Origin of the sequence: Olsenella profusa DSM 13989, from assembly GCF_030811115.1 — a bacterium.
GTDB lineage: Bacteria > Actinomycetota > Coriobacteriia > Coriobacteriales > Atopobiaceae > Olsenella_F > Olsenella_F profusa.
In genome coordinates, this window is record NZ_JAUSQK010000001.1 from 1987068 (window position 1) to 2011797 (window position 24730).

The 24730-nt window shown below is 62.1% G+C and carries 25 protein-coding genes; 23 read left to right on the forward strand and 2 right to left on the reverse strand.

All coding sequences use genetic code 11. The features are described from left to right. Window positions 1-90: 90 nt before the first annotated feature. The 8 genes from J2S71_RS09175 (at window position 91) to J2S71_RS09205 (ending at window position 6952) form a co-directional block, all read left to right on the forward strand. Window positions 91-1248: a double-cubane-cluster-containing anaerobic reductase gene (locus J2S71_RS09175; protein ID WP_307391117.1), complete on the forward strand. Its 1158-nt coding sequence runs from the start codon at window positions 91-93 to the stop codon at window positions 1246-1248. Window positions 1249-1380: 132 nt separating this feature from the next. Next, window positions 1381-2163, forward strand: a complete 783-nt coding sequence (locus tag J2S71_RS09180; RefSeq protein ID WP_307391120.1) for an ABC transporter ATP-binding protein — start codon at window positions 1381-1383, stop codon at window positions 2161-2163. A gap of 81 nt (window positions 2164-2244) precedes the next feature. Further along, window positions 2245-3351 carry an ABC transporter substrate-binding protein gene (locus J2S71_RS09185; RefSeq protein ID WP_307391122.1) on the forward strand — a complete coding sequence of 369 codons (1107 nt, stop codon included), beginning with the start codon at window positions 2245-2247 and terminating at the stop codon, window positions 3349-3351. 36 nt (window positions 3352-3387) lie between these two features. Next, window positions 3388-4149: an ABC transporter permease gene (locus J2S71_RS09190; protein ID WP_307391125.1), complete on the forward strand. Its 762-nt coding sequence runs from the start codon at window positions 3388-3390 to the stop codon at window positions 4147-4149. Window positions 4150-4201: 52 nt separating this feature from the next. After that, complete coding sequence (locus J2S71_RS09195; RefSeq protein ID WP_307391127.1) at window positions 4202-5362, forward strand: mandelate racemase/muconate lactonizing enzyme family protein; 1161 nt, start codon at window positions 4202-4204, stop codon at window positions 5360-5362. 265 nt (window positions 5363-5627) lie between these two features. Then, the gene (locus J2S71_RS12350; RefSeq protein ID WP_370873219.1) at window positions 5628-5753 is read left to right on the forward strand and encodes a hypothetical protein; all 126 of its coding nucleotides are present in this window, start codon (window positions 5628-5630) and stop codon (window positions 5751-5753) included. A gap of 46 nt (window positions 5754-5799) precedes the next feature. Then, window positions 5800-6681 carry a 2Fe-2S iron-sulfur cluster-binding protein gene (locus J2S71_RS12355; protein WP_370873220.1) on the forward strand — a complete coding sequence of 294 codons (882 nt, stop codon included), beginning with the start codon at window positions 5800-5802 and terminating at the stop codon, window positions 6679-6681. Continuing rightward, entirely contained in the window at window positions 6563-6952 is a 390-nt protein-coding gene (locus tag J2S71_RS09205) for a YdjY domain-containing protein (protein WP_307391133.1), read from the forward strand. The genes J2S71_RS12355 and J2S71_RS09205 overlap by 119 nt, the downstream gene beginning before the upstream one ends. Window positions 6953-7107: 155 nt before the next feature. Here the strand turns inward: J2S71_RS09205 and J2S71_RS09210 are convergent, their stop codons facing one another. Then, window positions 7108-7890 carry an acyl-CoA dehydratase activase gene (locus J2S71_RS09210; RefSeq protein ID WP_307391135.1) on the reverse strand — a complete coding sequence of 261 codons (783 nt, stop codon included), beginning with the start codon at window positions 7888-7890 and terminating at the stop codon, window positions 7108-7110. Window positions 7891-8079: 189 nt separating this feature from the next. Between J2S71_RS09210 and J2S71_RS09215 the strand changes: the two genes are divergently transcribed. After that, window positions 8080-8595 (forward strand): C-GCAxxG-C-C family protein, encoded by a 516-nt coding sequence (locus tag J2S71_RS09215; protein ID WP_021726560.1) that lies wholly within the window; start codon window positions 8080-8082, stop codon window positions 8593-8595. A 76-nt stretch (window positions 8596-8671) separates the two neighbouring features. After that, the gene (locus tag J2S71_RS09220; RefSeq protein WP_307391139.1) at window positions 8672-9589 is read left to right on the forward strand and encodes a TDT family transporter; all 918 of its coding nucleotides are present in this window, start codon (window positions 8672-8674) and stop codon (window positions 9587-9589) included. A gap of 45 nt (window positions 9590-9634) precedes the next feature. Here J2S71_RS09220 and J2S71_RS09225 read toward each other — a convergent pair whose 3' ends face one another. After that, on the reverse strand, window positions 9635-10375 hold the full coding sequence (locus J2S71_RS09225; RefSeq protein WP_021726630.1) for a DUF5714 domain-containing protein: 741 nt from the start codon (window positions 10373-10375) through the stop codon (window positions 9635-9637). Window positions 10376-10811: 436 nt separating this feature from the next. Between J2S71_RS09225 and J2S71_RS09230 the strand changes: the two genes are divergently transcribed. The 13 genes from J2S71_RS09230 to J2S71_RS09290 all read left to right on the forward strand — a co-directional run bounded on the left by J2S71_RS09230 (window position 10812) and on the right by J2S71_RS09290 (window position 24684). After that, window positions 10812-12140: a glycine/sarcosine/betaine reductase component B subunit gene (locus tag J2S71_RS09230; RefSeq protein ID WP_021726589.1), complete on the forward strand. Its 1329-nt coding sequence runs from the start codon at window positions 10812-10814 to the stop codon at window positions 12138-12140. A 30-nt stretch (window positions 12141-12170) separates the two neighbouring features. After that, a complete protein-coding gene (gene grdH / locus J2S71_RS09235) occupies window positions 12171-13499 on the forward strand; it encodes a betaine reductase selenoprotein B (protein WP_084620915.1) in 1329 nt (442 codons plus the stop codon). Window positions 13500-13527: 28 nt separating this feature from the next. After that, window positions 13528-14472: a thioredoxin-disulfide reductase gene (trxB, locus tag J2S71_RS09240; RefSeq protein ID WP_021726585.1), complete on the forward strand. Its 945-nt coding sequence runs from the start codon at window positions 13528-13530 to the stop codon at window positions 14470-14472. Between the two features lie 11 nt (window positions 14473-14483). After that, window positions 14484-14804, forward strand: a complete 321-nt coding sequence (gene trxA, locus J2S71_RS09245; RefSeq protein ID WP_307391143.1) for a thioredoxin TrxA — start codon at window positions 14484-14486, stop codon at window positions 14802-14804. Between the two features lie 145 nt (window positions 14805-14949). Then, entirely contained in the window at window positions 14950-16575 is a 1626-nt protein-coding gene (locus J2S71_RS09250; RefSeq protein WP_307391147.1) for a BCCT family transporter, read from the forward strand. A gap of 116 nt (window positions 16576-16691) precedes the next feature. Next, window positions 16692-17003 carry a hypothetical protein gene (locus J2S71_RS09255; RefSeq protein ID WP_307391149.1) on the forward strand — a complete coding sequence of 104 codons (312 nt, stop codon included), beginning with the start codon at window positions 16692-16694 and terminating at the stop codon, window positions 17001-17003. A 51-nt stretch (window positions 17004-17054) separates the two neighbouring features. Next, window positions 17055-19073 (forward strand): V-type ATP synthase subunit I, encoded by a 2019-nt coding sequence (locus J2S71_RS09260; protein WP_307391152.1) that lies wholly within the window; start codon window positions 17055-17057, stop codon window positions 19071-19073. Between the two features lies 1 nt (window position 19074). After that, entirely contained in the window at window positions 19075-19548 is a 474-nt protein-coding gene (locus tag J2S71_RS09265) for a V-type ATP synthase subunit K (RefSeq protein ID WP_021726609.1), read from the forward strand. Between the two features lie 80 nt (window positions 19549-19628). Beyond that, a complete protein-coding gene (locus J2S71_RS09270) occupies window positions 19629-20225 on the forward strand; it encodes a V-type ATP synthase subunit E (protein ID WP_307391157.1) in 597 nt (198 codons plus the stop codon). 4 nt (window positions 20226-20229) lie between these two features. Then, on the forward strand, window positions 20230-21201 hold the full coding sequence (locus J2S71_RS09275) for a V-type ATPase subunit (RefSeq protein WP_307391161.1): 972 nt from the start codon (window positions 20230-20232) through the stop codon (window positions 21199-21201). After that, window positions 21194-21517, forward strand: a complete 324-nt coding sequence (locus J2S71_RS09280) for a V-type ATP synthase subunit F (protein WP_021726601.1) — start codon at window positions 21194-21196, stop codon at window positions 21515-21517. Before J2S71_RS09275 ends, J2S71_RS09280 begins: the two co-directional genes overlap by 8 nt. An 18-nt stretch (window positions 21518-21535) precedes the next feature. Continuing rightward, window positions 21536-23308 carry a V-type ATP synthase subunit A gene (locus J2S71_RS09285; protein ID WP_307391166.1) on the forward strand — a complete coding sequence of 591 codons (1773 nt, stop codon included), beginning with the start codon at window positions 21536-21538 and terminating at the stop codon, window positions 23306-23308. Between the two features lie 2 nt (window positions 23309-23310). After that, on the forward strand, window positions 23311-24684 hold the full coding sequence (locus J2S71_RS09290; RefSeq protein WP_021726627.1) for a V-type ATP synthase subunit B: 1374 nt from the start codon (window positions 23311-23313) through the stop codon (window positions 24682-24684). Window positions 24685-24730 lie beyond the last annotated feature (46 nt).

A 24730-nucleotide genomic window follows, 5' to 3' on the forward strand; every position in this document is an offset into this window, starting at 1 on the left:
TATTATACTATTGTCCAAATAGACAGATGCACGGGATCGTGCCACACCCCAGCTTGTACGAGGTACGGTGCGGGAGAGGAAGCGCAGGCCATGCCGGATACCGTCACGCTGCCCAAGACCTTCGATGAGTACAACGACACGCGCAAGGCAAACTTCATGCGCGTGAAGGAGTTCAAGGAGGGTGGTGGTCGCCTCGCGGGCTACCTCTGCTCCTACGCACCACTCGAGGTGCTGGACGCGGCGGGCGTCTCCAGCGTGGGACTCTGTGGCACCAGTGACGAGACGGTGGAGGCCGCCGAGACGGTGCTCCCGCGTGGCCTCTGCCCGCTCATCAAGTCCACCTACGGCTTCGCCCTCACGGACAAGTGCCCCTACACCTACTTCTCCGACCTCATCATTGGCGAGACCACCTGCGACGGCAAGAAGAAGATGTACGAGCTTCTGGATGACATCAAGCACACCTACGTGCTGCGCCTGCCCAATGGTCACGACCGTGCCTACGAGTTCGACGCATGGTACGACGAGGTCAAGCTCTTCAAGGAGCACATCGAGGAGCTGTTGGGCGTGGAGGTGACGGAGGAGAAGCTGCGCGACGCCGCCCGCAAGCGCAACCGCCTGCGGCAGGCCGTCATCGATCAAGCGGAGCTTCAGGTGAGCGAGCCTCCGATGACCTGGGGCTGCGAGATCATGAGCTCCGCCCTTGCTGGCACCTTCTACTTTGACTGCGGGGAGTACGCCGCGAGCCTTGAGCGCAGCGTGGCCGAGCACAAGGCCGCCTATGAGGCGGGCGAGCGCCCCGTGCCCTCTACCGCCAAGCGCATCATGATCACGGGCTGCCCCACCGGTGGCGTCATCAAGAAGATTGGCGAGGTCATCGAGAAGAGCGGTGGCGTCATCGTCTGCAACGACTCCTGCAACGGCGAGCGCACGAGTCGCATGATGATTGATCCGGAGGCGCCGGACATCCTGCGGGCCCTGTCTGATCGCTACCTCAAGATCAACTGCGCCGTGATGACCCCCAACGAGGGGCGTCTGGATTCGGTGAGGGACCTCTGCGAGAAGTACCGCGTTGCCGGCGTGATCGACAACGTGCTCACAGGCTGCCACCCCTTCAACGTGGAGGGTTCGCTCGTCGAGCGCCTCTGCGATGGGATGGGCATGCCCTACATGAAGCTCGAGACCGACTACTCCGATGGCGACTCGGGCCAGCTCTCCACGCGTATCGCCGCCTTCATCGAGATGCTATAGCACGGGCTTATTTGCTCGACGCTCTCACTGTTGAGGGTGCCTCTTTATAGTTGAGCCTCATTTGTCAGATGAACTGTCCTCTATGTAGTGGGGTGCGGGAATCTTTGCAGCAGTCAAGGTCGAGGGGAAGTCATGGGAGTCCACATCAAGGACCTGTCGTTTGCGTACAAGGGTACTGACCGACTAATCCTCGAGCATCTTGATCTGGATGTTCAAGACGGTGAGTTCGTTTGTCTTTTGGGGCAGTCCGGTTGTGGAAAGTCTACACTCCTCAGGCTCATTGCTGGCTTGGAGACGCCAAGCACAGGTGAGATTCTCTCCGGCGGCCAGCCGATTTCGGAAGCGAGCCTAAGCAGGGGAATCGTCTTTCAGGACTATGGTCTCTTTCCTTGGATGAGCGCAGGGGAGAACATCTCTTTAGGTCTTCATCAAGAGTTTCCAGAGATAGGCAAGGCCGCACTTAGGGAGCGCGTGGAACAGCTGCTCATAGAGGTGGGACTGGATCCTTCCATCTATCGGAAGCTCCCGAGGGAGTTATCTGGTGGCATGAAGCAGCGTTGTGCGATAGCTCGCGCCTTTGGCATTGATCCCCCGACACTTCTTATGGACGAGCCATTTGGTGCGCTTGATGCCGTCACACGGGTCCGTCTGCAAGATCTTGTCATGGATCTCTGGCAGAAGGAGGAGGAGAAAAAGACTGTTTTCTTTGTGACCCATGACGTCGATGAGGCCCTGCTACTTGCCACGCGCATCTGCATGCTGGGGCAATCTCCGAGCCAAGTCATCCTCGATGTTTCGATTCCATCGGAGCATCGTCCGGCTCGCGAGACGCAGTTCGATGATCCGTGGATCCTCAGCCTCAGGAACGACCTCGTGAAGCGCATGAACATGGATATCACCGCTCACGTCGAATGAGGTGGGGTTGTCCAATCACGCTCCCGTGGTCCTCTATGGCCTGCAATGGATTACGCGACCAGTACGAAGAAAGGAAAGAGCATGCCGCACGATCTCTCTGGAAGCCTTACTCGTAGGTCCTTCTTTGGCGACCTCGCCGCCGTTGGAGCTGGTCTGGCTCTCGGTGCCTGCAACAACTCCGAGGCCAATGCGCCAACTCCTGCGAACTCGGCTGCGCACGACCTTGAAGTGGATACTATTCACTGGGGCCGCGCCAACTCTGGCAACATCTTCGTGACCCTTGCCCAGCAGAAGGGGTACTTCGCTGACGAGGGCTTGACCGTCGTTGAAGATCCCGTGCAGAACGATACCGATGCCATGACCGCTTTGGGTTCCGGTGCCATTGATATTACGTCGAACCAGGGTACCTCCGGCCCCTTGAAGCAGATGGTGACTGGCCAGGACTTCACTTTCGTGGGCGGCTACATGTTGCAGGGCATGTACCTCATTGCCAAGAAGGGTACCACGTGGAACGGAATCGATGACCTCGTGGGCAAGCGCGTTGCTCACAAAGCCCCCCAGATTCCTGTCTGCTACGCCCTAATCCAGGCTGGCTACGATCCCAACGAGGTGGTTACCTGGGTAAGTACCAACACCTCTGCTGATCGCTTGGCTGCCGTCGTTGCGGGTGAGGCCGACTATGGCTATATGTCGGGCGATATGCTCTACACCGTTAACAATTCTGATGACGTGGACATCGTCGTGTATGCGGATGAACTCATGTCCGAGTACGGTTGCTGCCGTATGGATATGCGTACCGACTTCGTCAAGAGCAATCCCAAGACCATGCGCGCTCTCATGCGCGCCATGGTACGTGCCAATGCCTACTTCCAGGCCAATATTGACGAGTGTGTCACCATTCTTGCCAAGGAGCTCAACACCAACGAGGAGTATGTGGCTGCCTATCTCAAGAACGAGCACTACAGACCCGATACCGATCCAGTCAAGCACAAGATTGAGGATACCTACGAGGTCATGCAGAAGATTGACCTTGTCAGTGACGAGGAAGCGGCCAACTTCAAACTTGAGGATCATATCGACACGAGCTTCTATGAGAACGCCCTTAAGGAGATCTCCGAGGAGCATGCGGATGAGTATCCCGAGTGGTGGGCGAGCCGCAAGGAGTTCTTTGAGAATCAAAACAAGTAGAACACTGGCGACGGAAGAGGACAGAGAGGGCGTAGCATGGACAGGGTCGGCGCTTTCATCAAGAAATATTGGATTACCTTTTTGATCTTTGCTGGGCTCGTCGCCCTGTATGTCTTCATAGCAAACAACAAGCTCATCAATGCCTTCCTTTTCCCGCCTGCGGGGCAGGTTGCGGAGGCGTTCAAAGAATATAGCCAAACGATGGTCATCAACATGTTCTCCTCGTTTGGCCTTCTCGTTCCGGCCCTAGTCATCGCTAGCACCATCGCCTTGACAGTTGGGTCGATTCTAGGTATGAACAGACGCGCCCGCGAGGTGCTTCATCCGGTTATCTACACTATCAGCGTGGTTCCCTCGATTCTGCTCTCTCCCTTTGCCCTGTTGCTAGCCCCTAACTTTTGGAGTGCGTCGCTCTTCTTAATTATTTATCAGACCATATGGGCGACGCTCTTTGCAACCATCACAGGTATCCAGACCATCAACAAGACCTATCTCGATAATGCTGCTGCCCTCGAGTTGCGGGGAGTCAAGAAATTCTTCAAGGTGATTCTCCCAGCAGCCAGTCCTTCCATTCTCTCTGGCTTCGTCACCTCTCTGCGTGGCTCGTTTGTCATGCTTGTTTATGCAGAGATGTACGGTGCAAAGTACGGTATGGGTTTCTTTGTCAAGAAGTATGCGGACTACGGCCTCTACCCCGAAACGTGGGCCGGCTTCATTTTCCTGGTTGTTGTTCTCGTGATCGTCATGCAGATTTTCGAGCATCTCAAGAATCGTGCGCTCGAGTGGTCCATGGACTAGGTGGAACTCTGAGCTCATTGGAGGCGTTATGCGAATCACCAAGATAGACATCATGCATTTGCAGGAGAGGCCCACCGACAACCCCGCATGGTCTCCGGTGCTGTGCCGCATCCACACTGATGCGGGCATCTTTGGGGACGGCGAGTGTGGCATGGCCTACGGCTGTCCCTCCACCGCGGCTCGCGCGGCCCTCGAGGAGTTCTCCCGCCTCATCATCGGCCGTGATCCGCTCCAGAGCCAGCTCATCTGGCAGGACCTCTATCGCACCACCTTCTGGGGGCAGAACGGTGGGCCCGTCATCTTCGCGGCCATGTCGGCCATCGACGTGGCCCTCTGGGACATCAAGGGCAAGCACTTTGGCGTCCCCGTCCACCAGCTATTGGGTGGCAAGATGCGCAACCAGCTGCGCTGCTATGCGAGCCAGCTGCAGTTCGGCTGGGATGACAGGAAGACGCCTGCCGTCTCCCTTGAGGACTACCGCCGCAACGCCCGTAAGGCGGTCGACGAGGGTTACGACGCCATCAAGATCGACTTCCTCACCTTCGATGAGGTGGACGGGCACCGCTTCGGCTACGAGGACACCACGCGCCTTTTGAGCCCGCGCCTCGTGAACCTCGTGCGCGACCGCGTTGCCGCCGTGCGCGAGGAGGTGGGTCCGGACGTGGACATCATCATGGAGAACCACTCCAACGTCGATGCGCAGTCCGCCGTCCAGCTAGGTGAGGCGGTGAAGCCCTACGGCATCTACTACTTCGAGGAGCCCTGCACGCCAACGCCCAAGGTGACCAAGCTCATCGGCGGCAAGCTCAACATTCCCATCGCCCAGGGCGAGCGCGTGTACACCCGCTGGCAGTACGCACCGTACTTCGAGGATGGCTCTGTGCAGCTCATCCAGCCGGACCTGGGCAACTGCGGTGGCATCACCGAAGTCAGGAAGGTCGCGGACATGGCCGAGGCCTACGATGTGGGCGTTCAGGTGCACGTGTGCTCCAGCCCCCTGCTCACCGCCGCGGCGCTGCAGCTAGAGTGCACGCTGCCCAACTTCACCATCCACGAGCACCACGTGTACAACCGTTACGACTACAACCGTCGCCTGTGCGTCCACGACTACCAGCCTGAGGACGGCTACTTCTCGATTCCGGACCTGCCGGGTCTGGGCAACGAGCTCAGCCCCTATGTGTTCGAACATGCGGAAGTGACTACGGTCGGATAGCAAGTCAACCAACGTATGCTTTGCTGTTGGCAGCCGCCGGGACTCCCCGGCGTCTGTCTTGTGTGAGAGGGAACTCCTCCCATGGACCCACTACCGCTTGGCTGCGTGGCTGTTGCCGCTCATCACAGGATTGAAAGTCCGGACTCTGCCTATCCACTACGCTGCCGGTGCCCTCGCCGCTGTCCTGGCGACTGTGACCTTTGTCGTCTCTGCGGCGGGGGAGGGCTCAGTCACTAGTCAACCCACAATCAGTACTGTTGTGGGTGTGTCTGTCGGTATCGCAGCAAACTGCTCCGCCAACCCCGCCGACGTCCTCAAGGGCGGCTGGTTCTACGATCCCGAGCATTTCTCCTCTACCATGATCTTTTCTTCCGACGAGCGCTGCTCGTAGCCTCGTCGAATGGTAGGGTGGCTCCGCATGCCGAGAAAGGGGAGAGATGGCGCGCGTACGTCTGGTTCGCGAGAACAGGGTGCTCGAGTGCGCAGAGGGGGAGAACCTCTACGAGCTGCTCTCCGGGCATGGGCTCATGGATGCGCCCTGCCGGGGCCGAGGCGTCTGCGGCAAGTGTACGGTCACCGTCGCGGCGCAGGGGACGAGCCTGGCGGACGAAGCGGGGCAGGACGTGCTCGCCTGCCAACAGGAGGTCGCTGATGACATCGAGGTCCTGACGCATCTCGTCGAGCGCCCCAAGGGCGTCGACCTCCAGCTTAGCGACGTCGAACACGACCCTGCCCCGGCGCGCACGTACGGGTTTGCCTTCGCCCTGGGTGCCGAGGAGCTGCTCTGTGCCCTCGTCGATCTTGCGCACGGGCACGCCCTGCATGTGGCGGCATTGCCTAACCCGCTGCTTGCCTATGGTGGTGGGCCCGAGGAGCGTCTCGTCTGCCCGCCCGAGGGCCTAGCGCCCAGGCGGACCCTCCTGCGTCGTCTGCTCGTGGATGCGCTGGACCTCTGCGTGCCTTCCCTAACCTATCGCCTGCACGTGGCTCCCGGGAGGGTTCGGGCCATGGTCGTCTCTGCGGACGATGTGACCCTCGGCCTGCTCCTGCAGGGGGACTCGGGAGTTCCTGAGACTGCGGCGGAACTCGGCCTCTCACATGCGGGGAAGGCGCGGTTGAGCCTACTGCCTGCACAGGGAGGGAAGGATCGCCTCGAGTCTGCCATTCGCTGCCTCTGTCTGGCGAGCGAGCGCTCGCTCCTTGCGCTTCATAACCGAGGCGACGCCCACACAGGTGCACGACGCCCTCGAACAGATCGGGGCCACGCCTGGCAACAACATCAAGCTCGAGGACGAGACGGGCACCATCGAGGGGTCTGACCTCAAGGTGGTCATCAGGCTCGACGGCAATGACTACGACCCCATGGACTTCATCTCCGCCTCCGACACGCGTCCGCTCCAGGTCCGCTTCGGTGGCAACAAGAAGGCCAACGAGAAGGCCGGTACGGGCTGCATCTTCTGCCTTGAGAGCTGCCCGCTCGGCATCATCAGCAATGCCTCCTACGCCTTCCAGGAGCCCATCAAGTTCGAGGCCAACTCCCAGCTTCCCGTCGCTGGCACCACCGTGCAGTTCGTGATCTCCCTGGCCTAGCGCAGAGGCCCTCGGCATGCGTCCGGTGGCGAGGGCCTCGGAGCAAGGGGAGGGGCATGCGAGCTCGACTCGCGCACCCCTCCCCCTATTCGTTGCGTCTTGGGCCCCGTTGTGGTCAGGGCCGCCCTGCAAGCGACGGCATTCGGACCCTCGCGCTACGCGCTCACGGCGGCGCGGCGCTCCGCCTCCAGGGCCGCGCCCAGCGCACCGGCGTAGCGCGCCTCGGGGCAGCTGGAGACGGGGGAGTCCAGCTTGTGCGAGAGGACCTCGATGATATATGCGTTCTCGCACAGGCCGCCCGTGAGGAAGTAGGGGGCACCCTGGCCCTGCGCCGCCAGCGTGGCGATGCGACCCACCACGGAGTCGATGACGCCACGGGCGATGTTCTCGCGCGGCTCGCCACGTCCCACCAGGGAGATGACCTCGGACTCCGCAAAGACGGTGCACATGCTGCTGATCTTCGTGTCACGCCCCGTACGTGCCATGTCGGACATCTCCTGCTGCGTGACGCCCAGGCGGTTGGCCATCACCTCGAGGAAGCGCCCCGTTCCCGCGGCGCACTTGTCGTTCATGGCAAACTTCGTCACGCGCCCATGCTTGAGGCAGATGACCTTGGTGTCCTGGCCGCCTACGTCGATGACGGTGCCCTCCTCGCCAAAGAGGGTTGCCGCTCCACGGCCATGACAGGTGATCTCCGTCACTGCCGTCTCCGCATAGGGGACGGCAATGCGCCCATAGCCGGTTGCCACGGTGATGACGTCCGGGGACTCAACGTCGATGCGCGCCTCACGGAGCTGCCTCTGTACGGTTTCGGCCGTCTCCCTGCTGCTGTAGCCAGTGGGCATGAGCAGGAGCTTATGGGTGTCCAGTGCCTCATCCAGTACCGCCACCTTGGTGGCCGTCGAGCCGATGTCCACGCCTACGAACCATTGGGCCATGTCTCGCTGCCTTTCTCGTGGTGCCCCCGTTCGTGCACGGGAACAACTCCTCGATTATTTTATTTCCAATTTCAGATAAAATCTGATAGCATAATACACGTATTATGCGGGTTTTTTTGACCTGCTGGCAACCCTGTTCACAGGAGTCCACGAGGGGGACAGGGCTCATCCGAGAGGAGAGGGAGAGAGATGGCACTCGAGAGCAACGTGAAGGTGACCAAGAACGAGATCAGCCCATCCGCGATCGGCAAGGCTGCCGAGGAGCTCTACGCCGGTGGCTTCTACTGCTGCGAGGCTGTCATGTCCGCCATACGCGACGGCTTTGGCCTGGATCTGCCCGATTCCATCATCGAGATGTCCTCCGGCATGGCCGTGGGCGTCGGCCGCTCGGGCTGCATGTGCGGGGCTGCCAACGGCGGCGTCATGGCTCTGGGCATGTTCTTCGGTCGCCACGAGCAGAACGGTCCCAAGGATCCGCGCTCCGTCAAGGTCATGGAGCTCACCCATGAGCTGCACGACTGGTTCCGTGACAACAACGGCAAGCATGCTCTGTGCTGCCGCGTCCTCACCCGTGGCATGGACATGGCCTCCGGCGAGCACAAGGCCCAGTGCATCCACTTCACCGGCCTCTGCGCCAGGAAGACGGCCGAGATCATCTGCCGTGAGATGGAGCTCACCAACCTCGACGAGCAGGCTGCCGCCTAGCACCTCATAGCGTCCCTGCGGGGCCACCACGCGCTAAGGTGTGGTGGCCCTTTTCACGACGAAAGGATAGGCCTCCATGAGCCTGCTCAAGCGTGTCTCCATCCCCTTCGCGGGCGTGGCCCTGGGCTTTGCTGCCCTCGGCAACCTGCTTCAGAGCTACTCCGAGGTGCTACGCGGCATCTGCGGCGTGCTCTCCCTCGTCTTCATCGTGCTGCTCGTCGGCAAGCTCGTCGTCGATGCCGCCGGCGTGCGCAAGGCGCTCGACAACCCCATCCAGGCCAGCGTCGCGGGCACCTTCCCCATGGCCCTCATGCTCCTGAGCACCTACATCGCCCCTGCCGTCCACGGCTTCGCCTTCGCGCTGTGGGTCTGTGCCGTGGCCCTGCACCTGGTGCTCATCGTGTGGTTCAGCCTCAAGTTCCTCCGCAGGCTGGAGCTCAAGACCGTCTTTGCGAGCTACTACATCGTCTACGTGGGCATCGTGGTGGCCTCGGTGACGGCCCCCGCCTTCGGCATGGAGGCCTTCGGTAACATCGCCTTCTGGTTCGGCCTGGTGTGCCTCGTCGCCCTGCTCGTGCTGGTGACGGTGCGCTACGTGCGCCTGCCCGAGGTGCCCGAGCCCGCCCGTCCGGTGTTCTGCATCTATGCGGCCCCCACGAGCCTCTGCGTGGCCGGCTACATCCAGTCCGGCCAGCCCAAGTCCCTGCCCTTCGCCCTGGTGCTGCTCGCCATCGCGACCGTCATCTACGTCATTGCGCTCGTGAGGGCCATCCCGCTGCTGGGTGCCAAGTTCTTCCCCAGTTGGGCGTCCTTCACCTTCCCCTTTGTCATCAGCGCCATCGCCTCCAAGCAGGTCATGACCATGGCGGCCAAGATGGGTGCGCCCCTGCCATGGCTGGGGCCCGTGGTGCTCGTCGAGACGGTCATCGCCGTGGTGCTCTGCGTGTACGTGTGTGTCCGCTTCTGCGCATCGCTCGCCCAGAAGGAGGCCTAGGCCCCGCCTGGGCTCTGTCTCACAGAACGCAGCCCCCGGCCGGCGTCATCCCTGAAGGGTGGCGCCGGCCTCCTTCTGGGCGTGGAGAGGGCTGAAGGGGCAGTCGAGTCCCGTGCACAGGCGGTTTTGGGCGGCCCGGGTGCACACGGGGCGCGAGGGGGTGAGCGTCACGCCCAGCTCCTCGCGCACGATGCGCGCGGCAACGAGCAGACAGAGGTAGGACTCCCGCTTGCAGCAGCGCGGGCCTCCGACCTTGGCCACGGCGGCGAGGGCCTCCGAGGTCATGTGGTTGCACAGGCCAAAGGTCCGCTCCGAGAAGGGGTTGGTGCCGGTGACGATGGACATGAAGATGCCACAGCTCACCGCAGCCCCGCAGCAGCCCCACATGCCACAGATCCCACCCGGCACCTGCTTGCCACGGGAGAGCATCTCCTTGAGCGCCTCCCCGAGGTCCAGCTCACCGCCGGCGTTATGGTAGGCGGTAAGGAGTGCCGCCCCCACCATCGTGTGGTGCTCGGGACCGTTCATGTGACAGAAGGGCTGGCCCATGAGGTCCTCCATGATGGCGATGGGATCGCTTGTGGTCTCGGCCCTGCACACGCCCACGATGGCGTCCAGGCCCCGACGGTGGCAGTCGTCGCATACGAAGTGCCCATGGACGCAACGGGTGTTGCTGGGGAAGGTGCGGTGGCAGATCGCGCACTCCATGGCTTCCTCGTGCTCGAGGTACTCGAGCTCCGCATGGCAGATCAGGCACTCGTCGACGTCATGCCCGCGCCTTCCCATGGAGCATCACCCTTTCGTTCGCTAGGAATTACTACCGTTGACCGTTTGCTATTGAATTTGACTTACTGCGATTACTATTATATATAGAGCCAGTCCTAGCGAAGCCATTTCCAGCCGGAAGGGAGGTGCGGCCCTACTCCATGTCTTACGATTCCTCTTTTGCGGTTCGTTTTACCTGTGCACCAAACGCTTGATGGTCCTGCCTGCTTGGCCGTGAGCCGAGTGTGGCCGCGCCCGTTGGGAGCCGAGAGGCTACCCTTCACCGACGGCCATGACCCAGCTTTGGACTGGCCTCTGGTCATTAGGATACATAATCGCGATTATGTATCCTAAACCTTGGCCACAGCGGGCTGTGTGCGTCCACAGCCTGTCGGCGCTCTACGGTAAGGCATCTGTAGGAAGAACAGCAAAGGAAGAAGAAAGGAGCAAGAGCCGTATGAAACTGGAGATTGGAAACGTCAACGTCAAGGACGTGCTTCTCGGCAGCGAGAACTCGTTCAAGGACGGCATCCTGACGATCGACAAGCAGGGCGCGATCGATTACCTCAAGGGCGAGGACGATCACATCACCGAGCTTGACATCGTCATCGCGCATCCTGGCGACGACACCCGCATCGTCCCCGTCATCGAGACGATCGAGCCGCGTGTCCGCATGGATGGCCGCTGCGTGTTCCCCGGTGTGACCGACGAGGTCGTGCCGGCCGGTGATGGCGAGCTCAAGGCCGCGAAGGGCACGTGCGTCACGGTCGTTGGCAAGGAGTGGGGGTCGTTCGGCGACGGCGTCATCGACATGGGTGGCGAGGGAGCCAAGCACACCTATTGGTCAAAGCTCATCAACATCTGCCTCGTAGGCGATACCGACGAGGAGTTCGAGCGTCACGAGCAGCAGAAGTGCAACCACGCCCTTCGCTGGGCTGGACACCGCCTGGCCGAGTACGTGGGCAAGATCATCAAGGACGTCGACGCAGACGAAACCGAGACCTACGTGTTCGACCCCGTGCTGAAGCGCGACGAGGCTCGCAAGGACCTCCCGAACGTCGCCATCGTCCTGCAGCCCCAGTCCCAGATGGAGGCCATGGGCTACAACGACCTGCTGTATGGCTGGGACATGAACCACTTCCTGCCGACCTTCTTGAGCCCCACCGAGGTGTTTGATGGGTGCATCATCTCTGGCTCGTTCATGCCCGCCTCCTCCAAGTGGTCGACGTACGAGTTCCAGAACTTCCCGCTTATCAAGGAGCTCTTCAAGCACGACGGGATCGACTACAACTTCGTGGGCGTCATCATGTCCAACCTGAACGTCGCCCTCAACCAGAAGGAGCGCTCGGCGGTCATGGTGCGCAACATCGCCCTCAACCTGGGCGTTGACTACGCGCTCGTCACCGAGGAGGGCTACGGCAACCCCGACACCGACTACGTGCGCTGCCAGGTCATCCTGGAGGATGCCGGCATCCCCGTCGTGGGCGTCTCCAACGAGTCCGATGGCCGCGATGGCGAGGGCCAGCCGCTCGTCGTGCTCAACGAGAAGCTTACCGCCCTGGTCTCTACGGGCAACGTGGGCGAGCTTACCGAGCTTCCCGCCTGCAAGACCGTCATCGGCAACCTTGAGGCCATGAATCGCGATGGCATGTCCGGTTCCTGGGGCTACGATGAGATCCTGGGCAAGTCCGCCCGTGACGATGGCTCCATCATCATGGAGGACAACAACTGGTTCTGCGGGGACCACATCTCTGGATTCTCCGTCAAGACCATGGCAGAAGTGTAGGCATTCGATACAGGTAAAGGAGGTAAGCAAATGAAGAAAGTCATCTACTACGTCAACCAGTTCTTCGGCGGCATCGGCGGCGAGGACAAGGCCGACTTCGAGCCCGAGATTCGCGAGGGCGTCGTCGGTCCGGCCATGGCCGCCAACCAGCAGCTGGTTGATGCCGAGGTCACGCACACCATCATCTGCGGCGACAACTTCATGGGTTCCAACACCGATGAGGCGATCTCCCGGATTCTGGGCTTCCTCGATGGCCTCGAGTTTGACATGCTCATCGCCGGCCCCGCCTTCCAGGCCGGCCGCTATGGCGTCGCCTGTGGCAACGTCTGCAAGGCCGTGCATGAGAAGTTCGGGGTTCCCACGATCACGTCCATGAACGTGGAGAACCCGGGCGTCGACATGTTCAAGAAGGACTGCTACATCATGAGCGGTGCCAACGCGGCCGCCAAGATGCGCAAGGACCTCAAGAAGATGATCGGCTTTGCCAACAAGGTCCTGTCCGGTGCGCCCCTCATGGGTGCCGTGGCCGAGGGGTATTTCCCCCGTGGCATCCGTCACGAGATCTTCCTTGAGGACAAGTACGAGAACACTGCGGCCTTCCGCGGCGTGGACATGCTCATCAAGAAGATCAAGGGTCAGCCCTATCAGACGGAGCTGGTCATCCCCAAGAAGGACGTCGTGCCCATCGCCGATCCCATCGTCGACCTCTCCAAGGCCAACATCGCCCTGGTGACCAGCGGCGGCATCGTGCCCGTGGACAACCCCGACCGCATCCAGTCCGCCTCCGCGACGCGCTGGGGTCGCTACGACATCTCGAGCTTGGATGCCCTTCCCAACCGTGCGTCCAATGGCTACAAGACCATCCACGCCGGCTACGACCCTGCCGCCGCCGATGCAGACCCCAACGTCTGCGTCCCCGTGGACGCCATGCGCGCCTATGAGAAGGAAGGCAAGATCGGCAAGCTCCACCCGTACTTCTACTCCACCGTCGGCACCGGTACCACCGAGTCCGAGGCTGCCCGCATGGCGTCCGAGATGATCCCCTTCCTCAAGGAGGATGGCGTCAACGGCATCATCGTCGGCAGCACTTGAGGCACCTGCACTCGTTGCGGTGCAACGATGGTAAAGGTCTTCGAGCGCGCTGGTTTCCCTGTCGTGCACATGTGCAACCTCGTCCCCGTCTCCACGACGGTGGGCGCCAATCGCATCGTGCCGACCATCTCCATTCCGTATCCTCTCGGCGATCCCTCTACGCCGAAGGAAGAGCAGTGGAAGCTCCGGTATCACCGAGTCGGCGTAGCGCTTGATGCCTTGGCGACTCCGATTACCGAGCAGACCGTGTTCAAGGTAAAGATCTAAGGGCAAAGGATCGGAGGACTTGGCAGTTATGGACAAGGTATACGACGTAATCATTCTTGGCGCTGGCCCTGCGGGCCTGGCAGCGGGTCTGTATTCCGGCCGTGCGCGCCTCTCTACGCTCATCATCGAGAAAGCGCAGGATGGTGGCCAGATTGCCATCACGGATGAGATTGAGAACTATCCTGGGCAGCAGCTCGAGGGAGAGAGTGGCCCGTCCCTGGTTGCTCGTATGACCAAGCAGGCGGAGAAGTTTGGCTGCGAACGCGTGAGCGATCTTGTGAAGAGCGTCGAGCTGGAGGGTCAGCCCAAGAAGGTCGTCTGTGCCAACGGCGAGTATCACGCAAAGGTCGTCATTCTGGCGACCGGTGCCAACCATCGTCCCATCGGCTGCAAGAACGAGGAGAGGTTCGTGGGCAGGGGCATCTCCTTCTGCGCCACCTGCGACGCCGACTTCTTCGAGGACCTTCCCGTGTATGTGGTCGGCGGCGGTGACGCGGCTGTCGAGGAGGCCATGTACCTCACGAAGTTCGCTCGTAGCGTCACGCTTATCCACCGTCGCAACGAGCTCCGTGCTGTCAAGTCCATCCAGGAGCGTGCCTTCAGGTGCAAGGGCCTCGACTTCATGTGGGATAGCGTCGTCGACGAGGTCGATGGCGACGACATCCTTCAGAAGATGGTCGTCCGCAACGTCAAGACCGGTGAGCTCACCACCGTTGAGGCTGATCCCGACGATGGTATCTTCGGCCTGTTCGGATTCATCGGCATGATTCCGACGACAGATCTCTTTGCTGGTCAGGTGGACATGGATGAGCGTGGCTACATCGTGACCGATGATGACATGCACACCAACATCGAGGGCGTCTATGCCGCCGGTGACCTCCGCCACAAGAGTTTGAAACAGGTAGTTACGGCCTGCGCGGACGGTGCTATCGCTGCCATGCAGGCCAACGGTTACATCAGTGAGATGAAGTGAGGAGAGCGACAATGCTGGAGCTGGACAAGAAGACGTTTGATGACGAGGTTCTCAAGGCCGATGGCAAGGTGTTCGTCGACTTCTATGGTGACGGCTGCGTGCCGTGCGCCGCGCTGAAGCCGCATGTGGAGGAGTACGCCGAGCAGTACGGCGACAAGCTGAAGTTCTGCGCGCTCAACACCACCAAGGCCCGTCGCCTGGCTATCGCACAGAAGATACTCGGCCTTCCCGTCATGCGCATCTACGAGAACGGCGAGATCATCGATGAGGTCGTCAAGGATGACGCCACCGTCGAGAGCATCGAGGCCATGATCAAGAAGGCCATCGCCTAGCTTCTGGATCCCTTGTTCCAAACGCAATGCCTGGTGCTGTGTCCTTGATGCGGCTCTATCTGGGGCGTGTCGCCGCGTACTCGCGCGGCACGCCCTTCTGGCTACATATACAACGTGTGTTTTCGTGAAAAGAAAGGAGAGAAGCATGGCTGATTCGAGTGCGTCCGAAAAGCAGAGCAGTTGGCAAATGGTCGACAAGCAGGTCTTTGTCATCGCCGGCGTCGTCTGCCTTCTCGTCATCATTTCGACGCTTCTTTTCCCTGCCCAGGCCGCCGACGTCATCGCCGGCCTGTTCTCAGGCATGACGACGAACTTTGGCTGGTTCTATATGCTGCTCATGGCGATATTCGTGGCGTTTGCGCTGTTCCTTGCCTTCAGTCGCTATGGCAACGTCAAGCTGGGCAAGGATGACGACAAGCCCGAGTTCTCCTTCACCTCGTGGTTCTTCATGCTCTTCTCTGCGGGCATGGGCATCGGTCTGGTCTTCTACTCCGTTGCCGCCCCCATGAGCTTCTTCATTCAGCCGCCCACCGCCGAGCCGGGCACCATCCAGGCGGCACAGGACGCCATGCACTATACGTTCCTGCACTGGGGCCTCCACCCGTGGGCGGCGTACGTGGTGATTGGTGCGGGGCTTGGCTACTTCCAGCATCGCATGGGCAAGCCGGCCCTGCTGAGCTCCGTGTTCGTCCCACTCTTTGGCGAGAAGGCCTGCAACGGCCTGTTTGGAAAGATCGTCGACGCCCTCGCGGTCATCGTGACGGTGTTTGGCGTGACGACCTCACTGGGCATGGGCGCCATTCAGATCTCCGGTGGCCTGGGCTATGAGTTTGGCCTGCCTTCGGGCATCCCCACGATGCTCGCCGTGGTCGTCATCGCGACCATCATCTATACCGTCGCCTCCGTCTCCGGCGTCGACAAGGGCATCAGCCTCTGCGCCAACGTCAACCTGTGGATCATGATCGGCGTCATGGTGTTCCTGTTCATTGCGGGCAACACCACGTTCCTCATGGACTACTTCACCGAGAGCCTGGGCAACTACCTCACCAACATCGTGAAGGACAGCTTCTGGGTCGACGCGTTCTCCCAGACCAATGGCTGGATTGACGGGTGGACCATCTTCTTCTGGGCCTGGTGGATTGCGTGGGCACCCTTCGTGGGCGGCTTCATTGCGCGCATCTCCAAGGGTCGCACCATCCGCGAGTTCGTCATCGGTGCCCTGATCTTCCCCAGCATTCTGTCGTTCTTCTTCATGACCGTCCTGGGTGGCAACGCCATCGACCTGACGCTCAACGGTGGGGTCACGGCAATCTCCGAGGCGATCACGAAGGACGTCTCCCTGGGCCTCTTCGCGATGCTCAACCAGATGCCGCTCTCCGGTCTGCTGTCCGTGCTCTGCATGGTGCTGCTGCTCGTCTTCTTCATCACCTCGGCCAATGGAGCCACGCTCGTATGCTCGATGATGACCTCTCGTGGTGTGCAGAACCCTCCCAAGCGCATCATCGTCTTCTGGTCCCTCGTCCTCGGTGCGACTGCCGTGGGCCTGCTGCTTGCCGGTGGCCTCTCCTCGGTCCAGACCATCTCCGTCATTGGCGCCTTCCCCTTCGGCTTCATCTGCCTGGGTGTTATCGTGGCGGTGGTGAAGGCCCTCAAGAACGAGTTCGACCCAGAGTCGGGCGCGCGGCGTTCGCTCGAGGAGACGATCGCTGCCGACCAGACCTGGTACGATGATCGTCCTATCGAGACACGGCCCGCGAAGGAGGTCGCATAGGTCCGCTCTTCTTCTGACGGCTTGACAGGTTGGTTCTGGGGTGCCACCGCCCAGGCCATGGACGATGGCACCCTTCCCACCATGGGGACGCACCTGAGGACTCGGGGGGTGATGGGATGATTGAGGAAAGCATAGGCGTGGTGCAGGAGGCCGAGGCGCGTGCCGCGACCGTTGTCGCCGAGGCACAGGAGCGTGCGAAGCGGATCAGGCACGAGGCCGAGCTGCAGGCGCAGGACATCAAGGCGCAGGCGCACGACGAGGCTCGCTCCCTGCGCGCCGCGGCCGAGCTGCAGTGGCGCCGCGACGAGGCGGAGGCGCTCAGCGCCGCACGGGACACCTCGCTCGAGGATGCGGATGGAACCGGCAAGCCCTCCGATGAGCGCGTGTCAGCTGCGGTCGCTGCGGCCAAGGAGCTTGCGCTGTCCTAGGAGCGACATCGTAGGACATCATAGGTTGCGAAGAGAGAGGGGAGTGGTCACATGGCGGTGGTAAAGATGCAGAAGCTTGGCATCTGTGCCATGACCAGCCGTCGTGGCGACATACTGGGCACCCTGCAGTCCATGGGCGTCATGCAGATGGAGCAGGGCTTTGATGCCCACGGCATGGCGTGCCCCGACACCCACGACACCGCCGTGCAGTTCAATCGCTATGCGGCGCAGCTCGACAGCGCCGTCAAGGTGCTCTCGCTGTACGCTCCCGAGGGGCGCCGCGGGCTCTCGCTGTTCGAGGGCAAGCAGAGCGTCACGCGCACGGAGTTCGACAGGAGCAAGGCCGAGGCGGACGAGCTTCTGGACGCCGGACGTGACATCGTCGACCGGGAGCACGACATCCGTGAGGCCCAGAACGCCATCGGCAGGGACGAGGTGGCGCAGGCGGCCCTCAGGCCCTGGATGGACCTCGACGTCCCCTTCGACTACACGGGAACCCGCGACATGGCATTCGTCGCCGGCACCTTCCAGGGTGACGCCACGGCCGAGGAGATTGCGCAGGAACTGGCGGACGGTCTGGGGGACAACCCCCCCGTCGAGGTACGGGTCCTCACGTGCGAGGCGGGCCTCACCTATGCGTGCGTGCTGTACCTGCGCGACGTCTCCGAGAAGGTCGAGGAGAACCTGCGCAGGTTGGGCTTTGCACGACCGTCCTCGTCGCTTGACGGCACCCCCGCCGAGCTCATGGCGGGCCATGCATCGGACATAGAACGCCAGCACGATCGGATCGACGAGGCGGAGCGCAAGATCGTCTCCTATGCCCCCCTGCGTGCGCGTCTCGAGACCTGTGCCGACTACTTCCGCGATCGGGCCGCACGTTACGAGCTCCTGGCCTCCGTGCCCGAGACGAAGAGCGTCTTCTTTCTCGAGGGCTGGGTGACGGCCCAGCAGGCCCCGGCGGTCAAGAAGCTGCTTGAGGAGCGCTATGAGGCTTGCGTGGAGTTCGAGGAGGCGCGCGAGGGCGAACAGGAGCCCACGCTGCTCCACAACAACCGCTTCTCTGCCGCCGTCGAGCCCGTCCTCGAGTCCTATGGCCTGCCACGTCACGGCAAGGTGGACCCCTCGTTCATCATGTCCATCTTCTACGTGATCTTCTTCGGCATGATGCTCTCCGATGCGGGCTATGGCATCGTCGTGGCCCTGGGTTGCGGCATCGTCCTGGCGCGTCACCACGACATGAGCGAGGGGACTAACCGCATGCTGCGCCTCTTCTTCTGGTGCGGCTTGTCGACCACCTTCTGGGGGCTGATGTATGGCGGCATCTTCGGCAATGCCATAGACACCATCGCGACCACGTTCTTTGGCTATGAGGGCCCCCAGATCGTCAGGCCCCTCTGGTTCGAGCCCATGGCCAACCCCATGGCGCTGCTCATGTGGTGCCTGCTCTTTGGTGTCATCCACCTGTTTGTGGGCCTGGGCATCAAGGGGTACGAACTGCTCAAGGATGGGGACGGGCTGGGGTTCGTGGGCGAGGTCCTCTCGTGGTACCTCCTGCTCGTCGGCCTCATCTTCATGCTGCTGCCCACCGACCTCTTTGCCTCGATCGCGGGGTTCTCGGTGGCGCTTCCCGGCTGGGTGGCCACGCTGTCCAACGCGTGTGCGGCCGTGGGTGCCATCCTGGTGGTCCTCCTGGGCAGCCGCGACTCTGCCAACTGGGGCGTGAGGATCGCGTCGGGCCTCTACGACCTCTATGGGGTCACCGGCTGGCTCTCCGACCTGCTGTCCTACTCGCGCCTTCTGGCCCTGGGCCTTGCGACGGGCGTCATCGCCAACGTCGTCAACATGATGGCGGCGATGATGGGGCCCACCCCCCTGGGCATCGTGGCCTTCGTGCTCATCTTCGTCCTGGGGCACACGCTCAACATCGGCATCAACATGCTCGGTGCGTACGTGCACACCAACCGACTGCAGTTCGTCGAGTTCTTTGGCAAGTTCTATGACGGTGGCGGTGAGGCGTTCGCGCCCTTCGGCACCAGCCATAGGTATGTAGAGATTCGAGAGGAGTCATAACATGAGTCTGGGAATGGTTCTCGCTTTGCTTGGCGCCGTGCTGGCGACGGTGGGAGGCGGCATCGGCTCCGCTTGGGGCGTCGGGCTGGCCGGACAGGCCGCCTCGGGCGTGACGGCGGAGGATCCCGAGCAGTTCGCCAAGGTCCTGATCCTGCAGCTGCTGCCGGGCACCCAGGGCATCTACGGCCTGCTCATCACGTTCGTGACGCTCACCAAGATCGGCGTCCTGGGTGGCACTGCCGTCACCGACACCAACACGGGCCTGCTGCTCATGCTGGCCTGCCTGCCCATCGCCATCGTGGGCCTCATCTCCGCCTATCACCAGGGCAGGACCTCCGTCGCCGCCATCGGCATCGTGGCCAAGCGCCCCGACCAGTTCGGTAAGGCCATGCTGTTCCCCGCCATGGTCGAGACGTACGCCATCCTGGCCCTCCTCGTGAGCATCCTCGCGATCTCGAACATTGCCGTCATCTAGCCAGCGTGCTGGAGCGCGCCGGCACGGCGTCCCCATCCGTGGTTTCTGACAAGGCCTACGCAGGAGAAGAAGGTTTATACATGGCAGGAATTGAAGCGATTGTCGCGGCTATCGCCCAAGAGGCGGATGAGTCCGCTCTGCACATCGTGGCTGACGCCGAGGATGCCGCGCAAAAGACGCTCGATGCCGCCCATGCCTCTGCCAAGGGGGAGCTGGAGGCCGAGCGTGCCAGGCTTGCCGATGATGCCGAGCTGGCACGGCGAAGGACGAAGTCCAAGTGCGACATGATCGTGGGGCAGCGTCGCCTTGCCAACAAGCAGGCCCTCGTCCAGTCCGTTCTGGAGAGGGCCAAGGACGAGCTGCGCTCCCTGGAACCAGACGCCTACTTTCCCATGCTGTTGCAGTTGGTTGGGCGCTATGCGACGTCGGGGACCGGCACGCTGCTGCTCTCGGTCGCCGATGAGGCGCGCATGCCACCCGACTTCGAGGAGCGCGCGAACGCCCTCGTGCGTGAGAGGGGCGGCTCCCTCAAGGTGGAGGGCGTGGACGAGGACCTTGGCGGCGGATTCATACTGCGCTACGGACTCGTCGACGTGAGCTGCACGCTGGACGCCCTCTTTGCCGAGCGTGCGGACGAGCTACGCGATCGTGTGGCGCAGCTGCTCTTTCAGGAGTGAGGCCATGAGGGACTCTGACTACATATTCGCGGTCGCCAGGATTCGCGTCCTGGAGAAGGGGCTGCTGTCTCCGGAGGACATCCGGCAGCTGGTGGCACTCAAGGACACGAGCGCGGTGCTCTCGTTCCTGAGGGGCCGCGGCTGGGGGGACGGCTCACAGGATGCCGATGGCGCCCACATGCTGAGGACCGAGGAGGCCAAGGTGGACGCCTCTATACAAGACCTCGGTCTCGACCAGCGCCTTCTGGAGGTCCTCGACCTGCCCGAGCGCTACCACAACCTCAAGGTTGCCATCAAGGAGCTCTCGTTTGGCACCGTCGTCCCGGAGGCCTACTATTCCCTCGACGGGTTTGGGAGGGGCGAGCTCACGCATGCGATCTCCGCGCAGGAGTTCTCGCTGCTGCCGGATGACATGGCGCGCGCTGCGCGCCGGGCCCTGGATGTCATGGCTGCGTCATCGGACGCCCAGTGGTGTGACGTCATCCTGGACAAGGCCTGCCTCCAGGCGATGGCTGCCGCCGCGGCCTCCTCGGGAAGCGATCTGCTCGTCTCATATGTGCAGATGTTTGTGCAGAACGCAGACCTCAAGATCGTCCTGAGGGGGGCACGCACCGGCAAGGGGCGGCGCTTCCTCGAGGAGGCGACCTGTCCCGTCGAGGGCATGGACACGAGCGCCCTCATCCGCCATGCCCTGACAGGGGAGCAGGAGCTGTTGGACTATCTCGACGATTCCGATCTTGACGCCGCCGCATCGGCCATCAGGAAATCCTCGGCCTCGTTCGAGCAGTGGTGCGAGTCGCGCCTCCTGGACGTGCTGAAAGGGCAAGGCTCCAACATCATGTCGCCCGGTCCCATCCTCGCGTTCGTCCTGAGGAGACATGCGGAGATTCGCAACGTGCGCATCCTGTTGACGGCGAAGGCGAATGGCTTTGGGGATGACGCGGTTCTCGAGAGGATGTGCATAGCGAATGGATAGGATTGCCGTGCTAGGTGACTACGACAGCATCTATGGCTTCGGCGCCCTTGGGCTGGAGGTCATTCCCGTCTCTCCGGACGACCCTGACGCCTCATCGAAGCTCGAGGGCCTCGTGGAGGCTGGCTACGGCATCATCTATGTGACCGAGGAACTGGCACAGGTGCTGTCTTCGACGATCGCGGCCTATCGGGAGCGGCCGCTCCCGGCAATCGTGTCCATTCCTGGCATCAAGAACAATACCGGCAGCGGCGTCGAGGCCGTTCGGCACAGCGTCGAGCAGTCGGTTGGCAGTGACATTCTGTTTGGCAGCAAGTAAGAGGAAGGCGGCCACCCTATGGGTAGCACGGGTGTAATCAAGAAGGTTGCGGGCCCCCTCGTCGTCGCGTCGGGCATGCGCGACGCGAACATGTTCGATGTCGTGCGCGTGAGCGAGGAGAAGCTCATCGGCGAGGTCATCGAGATGCACGGCGACGAGGCGTCCATCCAGGTGTATGAGGAGACGCAGGGGCTGGGTCCCGGCGAGCCCGTCGTCTCGACGGAGCGCCCACTCTCCGTCGAGCTCGGTCCCGGGCTCATCGGCTCCATCTACGACGGCATCCAGCGCCCCTTGGACAAGCTCATGGAGACCACCGGCAGCAACCTCCTGGGACGTGGCGTGAGCGTGCCGGCCATCGACGAGGAGAGGCTCTGGGAGTTCGTGCCCACCGCCAAGGTGGGCGATGAGGTTCAGGAGGGCGACGTCATCGGCACCGTCCAGGAGACCAAGGTGGTCTCTCATAAGATAATGGTCCCTACTGGAAGGCGGGGCACGGTTACCGAGATCCAGGCTGGATCGTTCACCGTGCGTGACGTCGTTTGCACCCTTTCGCGCGATGGCGTGCAGGAGGGCCTGACGATGGCCCAACACTGGCCTGTGAGGCAGGGGAGGCCCTACGCCACGAAGCTCCCGCCGAACATGCCCCTCATTACCGGCCAGCGCGTCATTGACGCGTTCTTTCCCATCGCCAAGGGCGGCGTGGCCGCGGTTCCCGGCCCCTTCGGGTCGGGCAAGACGGTCATCCAGCACCAGCTGGCAAAGTGGGCCGAGGCGGACATCGTCGTCTACATCGGCTGCGGGGAGCGCGGCAACGAGATGACGGACGTCCTCAACGAGTTTCCCGAGCTCAAGGATCCCAAGACGGGCGAGTCGCTCATGGAGCGCACCGTGCTCATCGCCAACACCTCGGACATGCCCGTGGCGGCGCGCGAGGCGAGCGTCTACACGGGCGTCACCATCGCCGAGTACTTTCGTGACATGGGCTACTCCGTTGCCCTCATGGCCGACTCCACCTCGCGTTGGGCCGAGGCCCTGCGCGAGATGAGTGGCCGCCTCGAGGAGATGCCAGGCGAGGAGGGCTATCCCGCCTACCTGGGCAGTCGCCTGGCACAGTTCTATGAGCGCGCCGGCCGTGTCATCTCGCTCGGTTCCGAGGGACGTGAGGGGCAGCTCTCTATCATCGGCGCCGTCTCGCCCCCGGGCGGTGACATCTCCGAACCCGTCTCCCAGGCCACCCTGCGCATCGTCAAGGTGTTCTGGTGCCTCGACAGCGAGCTTGCCTATCAGCGCCACTTTCCGGCCATCAACTGGCTGAGCAGCTACAGCCTCTACCTTGACAACATCGGGCCCTGGTTCTCGAAGAACATCGCGGAGGACTGGATGGACATCCGGCAGAGGCTCATGAGCCTGCTGCAGGACGAGTCCTCCCTCAACGAGATCGTCAAGATGGTGGGCATGGATGCCCTGTCACCCCAGGACCGCCTCAAGATGGAGGCCGCCCGCAGCACGCGCGAGGACTTCCTGCACCAGAACTCCTTTGACGAGGTCGACACCTACACCTCGCTTCCGAAGCAGTACTACATGATGAAGCTGGTCCTGGCATTCTACGAGGAGGGCGTTCGTGCCCTTGAGGGTGGCATGGACATCGAGCGGCTGGTGCACATGGATGTGCGCGAACGCATCGGGCGCTACAAGTACACGCCCGAGAAGGATTGCGAGCTGGAGTTCGAGGCCGTCAGGGATGCCCTCTCCACGGAGATTCAGAGCATCGCCAACGAGCAGGAGGATTAGCCATGGCCACGGAGTATCGCACCATCCAAGAGGTTGCCGGCCCACTCGTCCTGGTGAGCGGCGTCGAGGGCGTCACCTACAACGAGCTGGGCGAGATCACGCTCGCCGACGGCCAGACGCGCCGTTGCAAGGTCCTTGAGGTCGATGGCACGAACGTTCTCGTGCAGCTCTTCGAGTCTTCTACGGGCATCAACCTCTCCGACAGCAAGGTGCACTTCCTGGGCAGGGCAATGGAGTTGGGCGTCTCCGGCGACATGCTCGGACGCGTCTTCGATGGCGTGGGCGGGGTCATCGACGGGGGTCCGGAGATCCTTCCGGAGACACGCATGGACATCAATGGTCGACCCATGAACCCCTATGCGCGCTCGTATCCCTCCGAGTTCATCCAGACGGGCATCTCTGCCATCGATGGCCTGAACACGCTGGTCCGTGGCCAGAAGCTGCCGATCTTCTCGGCCTCGGGCCTGCCCCATGCGCAGCTTGCCGCACAGATCGCGCGACAGGCCAAGGTACTTGGCACCGAAGAGGAATTCGCCGTCGTCTTTGCCGCCATGGGCATCACCTACGAGGAGGCACACTACTTCGAGGAGTCCTTCAAGGAGACGGGCGCTATCGATCGCACGGTCCTGTTCGTGAACCTTGCCAACGACCCCGCGGTCGAGCGCATCTCCACGCCGCGCATGGCCCTGACGGCCGCGGAGTACCTTGCGTTCGAGAAGGACATGCACGTCTTGGTCATCATGACCGACATCACGAACTATGCCGACGCCCTGCGTGAGATCTCCGCGGCGCGCAAGGAGGTTCCGGGAAGGCGTGGCTATCCCGGCTATATGTACACTGACCTTGCGCAGATGTATGAGCGGGCGGGACGTCAGCATGGCAAGAGGGGGTCAATCACGATGATCCCCATCCTGTCCATGCCCGAGGATGACAAGACGCACCCGATTCCCGATCTGACGGGCTATATCACCGAGGGTCAGATCATCCTGAGCCGCGAGCTCTACCGCTCGGGCGTGACGCCGCCCATCGACGTCCTGCCCTCGCTCTCGCGCCTGAAGGACAAGGGCATCGGCGGGGGGAAGACCCGTGCCGATCATGCTGCGACCATGAACCAGCTCTTCGCCGCCTATGCGCGCGGCAAGGAGGCCAAGGAGCTCATGGTAATCTTGGGTGAGGCCGCCCTGACCGACATCGACCTCATCTATGCCAAGTTCTCCGAGGAGTTCGAGGCGCGCTACGTCTCGCAGGGCAACGAGACGGATCGCGGCATCCAGGAGACCCTCGACCTCGGCTGGGATCTCCTGCGCATACTTCCTCGCTCCGAGCTCAAGCGCATTCCCGATGCCATGCTCGACGAGTACTACGAGAAGGACTAGAAGGACTAGGCCCTCGCGTACCGACCACCGAGGGGCGGTACCGGGA

Bases quoted from the DNA above. Each gene is read 5' to 3' on its own strand.
- J2S71_RS09175 (WP_307391117.1), top strand. From the start codon at position 91: ATGCCGGATACCGTCACGCTGCCCAAGACCTTCGATGAGTACAACGAC.
- J2S71_RS09180 (WP_307391120.1), top strand. From the start codon at position 1,381: ATGGGAGTCCACATCAAGGACCTGTCGTTTGCGTACAAGGGTACTGAC.
- J2S71_RS09185 (WP_307391122.1), top strand. From the start codon at position 2,245: ATGCCGCACGATCTCTCTGGAAGCCTTACTCGTAGGTCCTTCTTTGGC.
- J2S71_RS09190 (WP_307391125.1), top strand. From the start codon at position 3,388: ATGGACAGGGTCGGCGCTTTCATCAAGAAATATTGGATTACCTTTTTG.
- J2S71_RS09195 (WP_307391127.1), top strand. From the start codon at position 4,202: ATGCATTTGCAGGAGAGGCCCACCGACAACCCCGCATGGTCTCCGGTG.
- J2S71_RS12355 (WP_370873220.1), top strand. From the start codon at position 5,800: ATGGCGCGCGTACGTCTGGTTCGCGAGAACAGGGTGCTCGAGTGCGCA.
- J2S71_RS09210 (WP_307391135.1), bottom strand. From the start codon at position 7,890: ATGGCCCAATGGTTCGTAGGCGTGGACATCGGCTCGACGGCCACCAAG.
- J2S71_RS09215 (WP_021726560.1), top strand. From the start codon at position 8,080: ATGGCACTCGAGAGCAACGTGAAGGTGACCAAGAACGAGATCAGCCCA.
- J2S71_RS09220 (WP_307391139.1), top strand. From the start codon at position 8,672: ATGAGCCTGCTCAAGCGTGTCTCCATCCCCTTCGCGGGCGTGGCCCTG.
- J2S71_RS09225 (WP_021726630.1), bottom strand. From the start codon at position 10,375: ATGGGAAGGCGCGGGCATGACGTCGACGAGTGCCTGATCTGCCATGCG.
- J2S71_RS09230 (WP_021726589.1), top strand. From the start codon at position 10,812: ATGAAACTGGAGATTGGAAACGTCAACGTCAAGGACGTGCTTCTCGGC.
- trxB (WP_021726585.1), top strand. From the start codon at position 13,528: ATGGACAAGGTATACGACGTAATCATTCTTGGCGCTGGCCCTGCGGGC.
- trxA (WP_307391143.1), top strand. From the start codon at position 14,484: ATGCTGGAGCTGGACAAGAAGACGTTTGATGACGAGGTTCTCAAGGCC.
- J2S71_RS09250 (WP_307391147.1), top strand. From the start codon at position 14,950: ATGGCTGATTCGAGTGCGTCCGAAAAGCAGAGCAGTTGGCAAATGGTC.
- J2S71_RS09255 (WP_307391149.1), top strand. From the start codon at position 16,692: ATGATTGAGGAAAGCATAGGCGTGGTGCAGGAGGCCGAGGCGCGTGCC.
- J2S71_RS09260 (WP_307391152.1), top strand. From the start codon at position 17,055: ATGGCGGTGGTAAAGATGCAGAAGCTTGGCATCTGTGCCATGACCAGC.
- J2S71_RS09265 (WP_021726609.1), top strand. From the start codon at position 19,075: ATGAGTCTGGGAATGGTTCTCGCTTTGCTTGGCGCCGTGCTGGCGACG.
- J2S71_RS09270 (WP_307391157.1), top strand. From the start codon at position 19,629: ATGGCAGGAATTGAAGCGATTGTCGCGGCTATCGCCCAAGAGGCGGAT.
- J2S71_RS09275 (WP_307391161.1), top strand. From the start codon at position 20,230: ATGAGGGACTCTGACTACATATTCGCGGTCGCCAGGATTCGCGTCCTG.
- J2S71_RS09280 (WP_021726601.1), top strand. From the start codon at position 21,194: ATGGATAGGATTGCCGTGCTAGGTGACTACGACAGCATCTATGGCTTC.
- J2S71_RS09285 (WP_307391166.1), top strand. From the start codon at position 21,536: ATGGGTAGCACGGGTGTAATCAAGAAGGTTGCGGGCCCCCTCGTCGTC.
- J2S71_RS09290 (WP_021726627.1), top strand. From the start codon at position 23,311: ATGGCCACGGAGTATCGCACCATCCAAGAGGTTGCCGGCCCACTCGTC.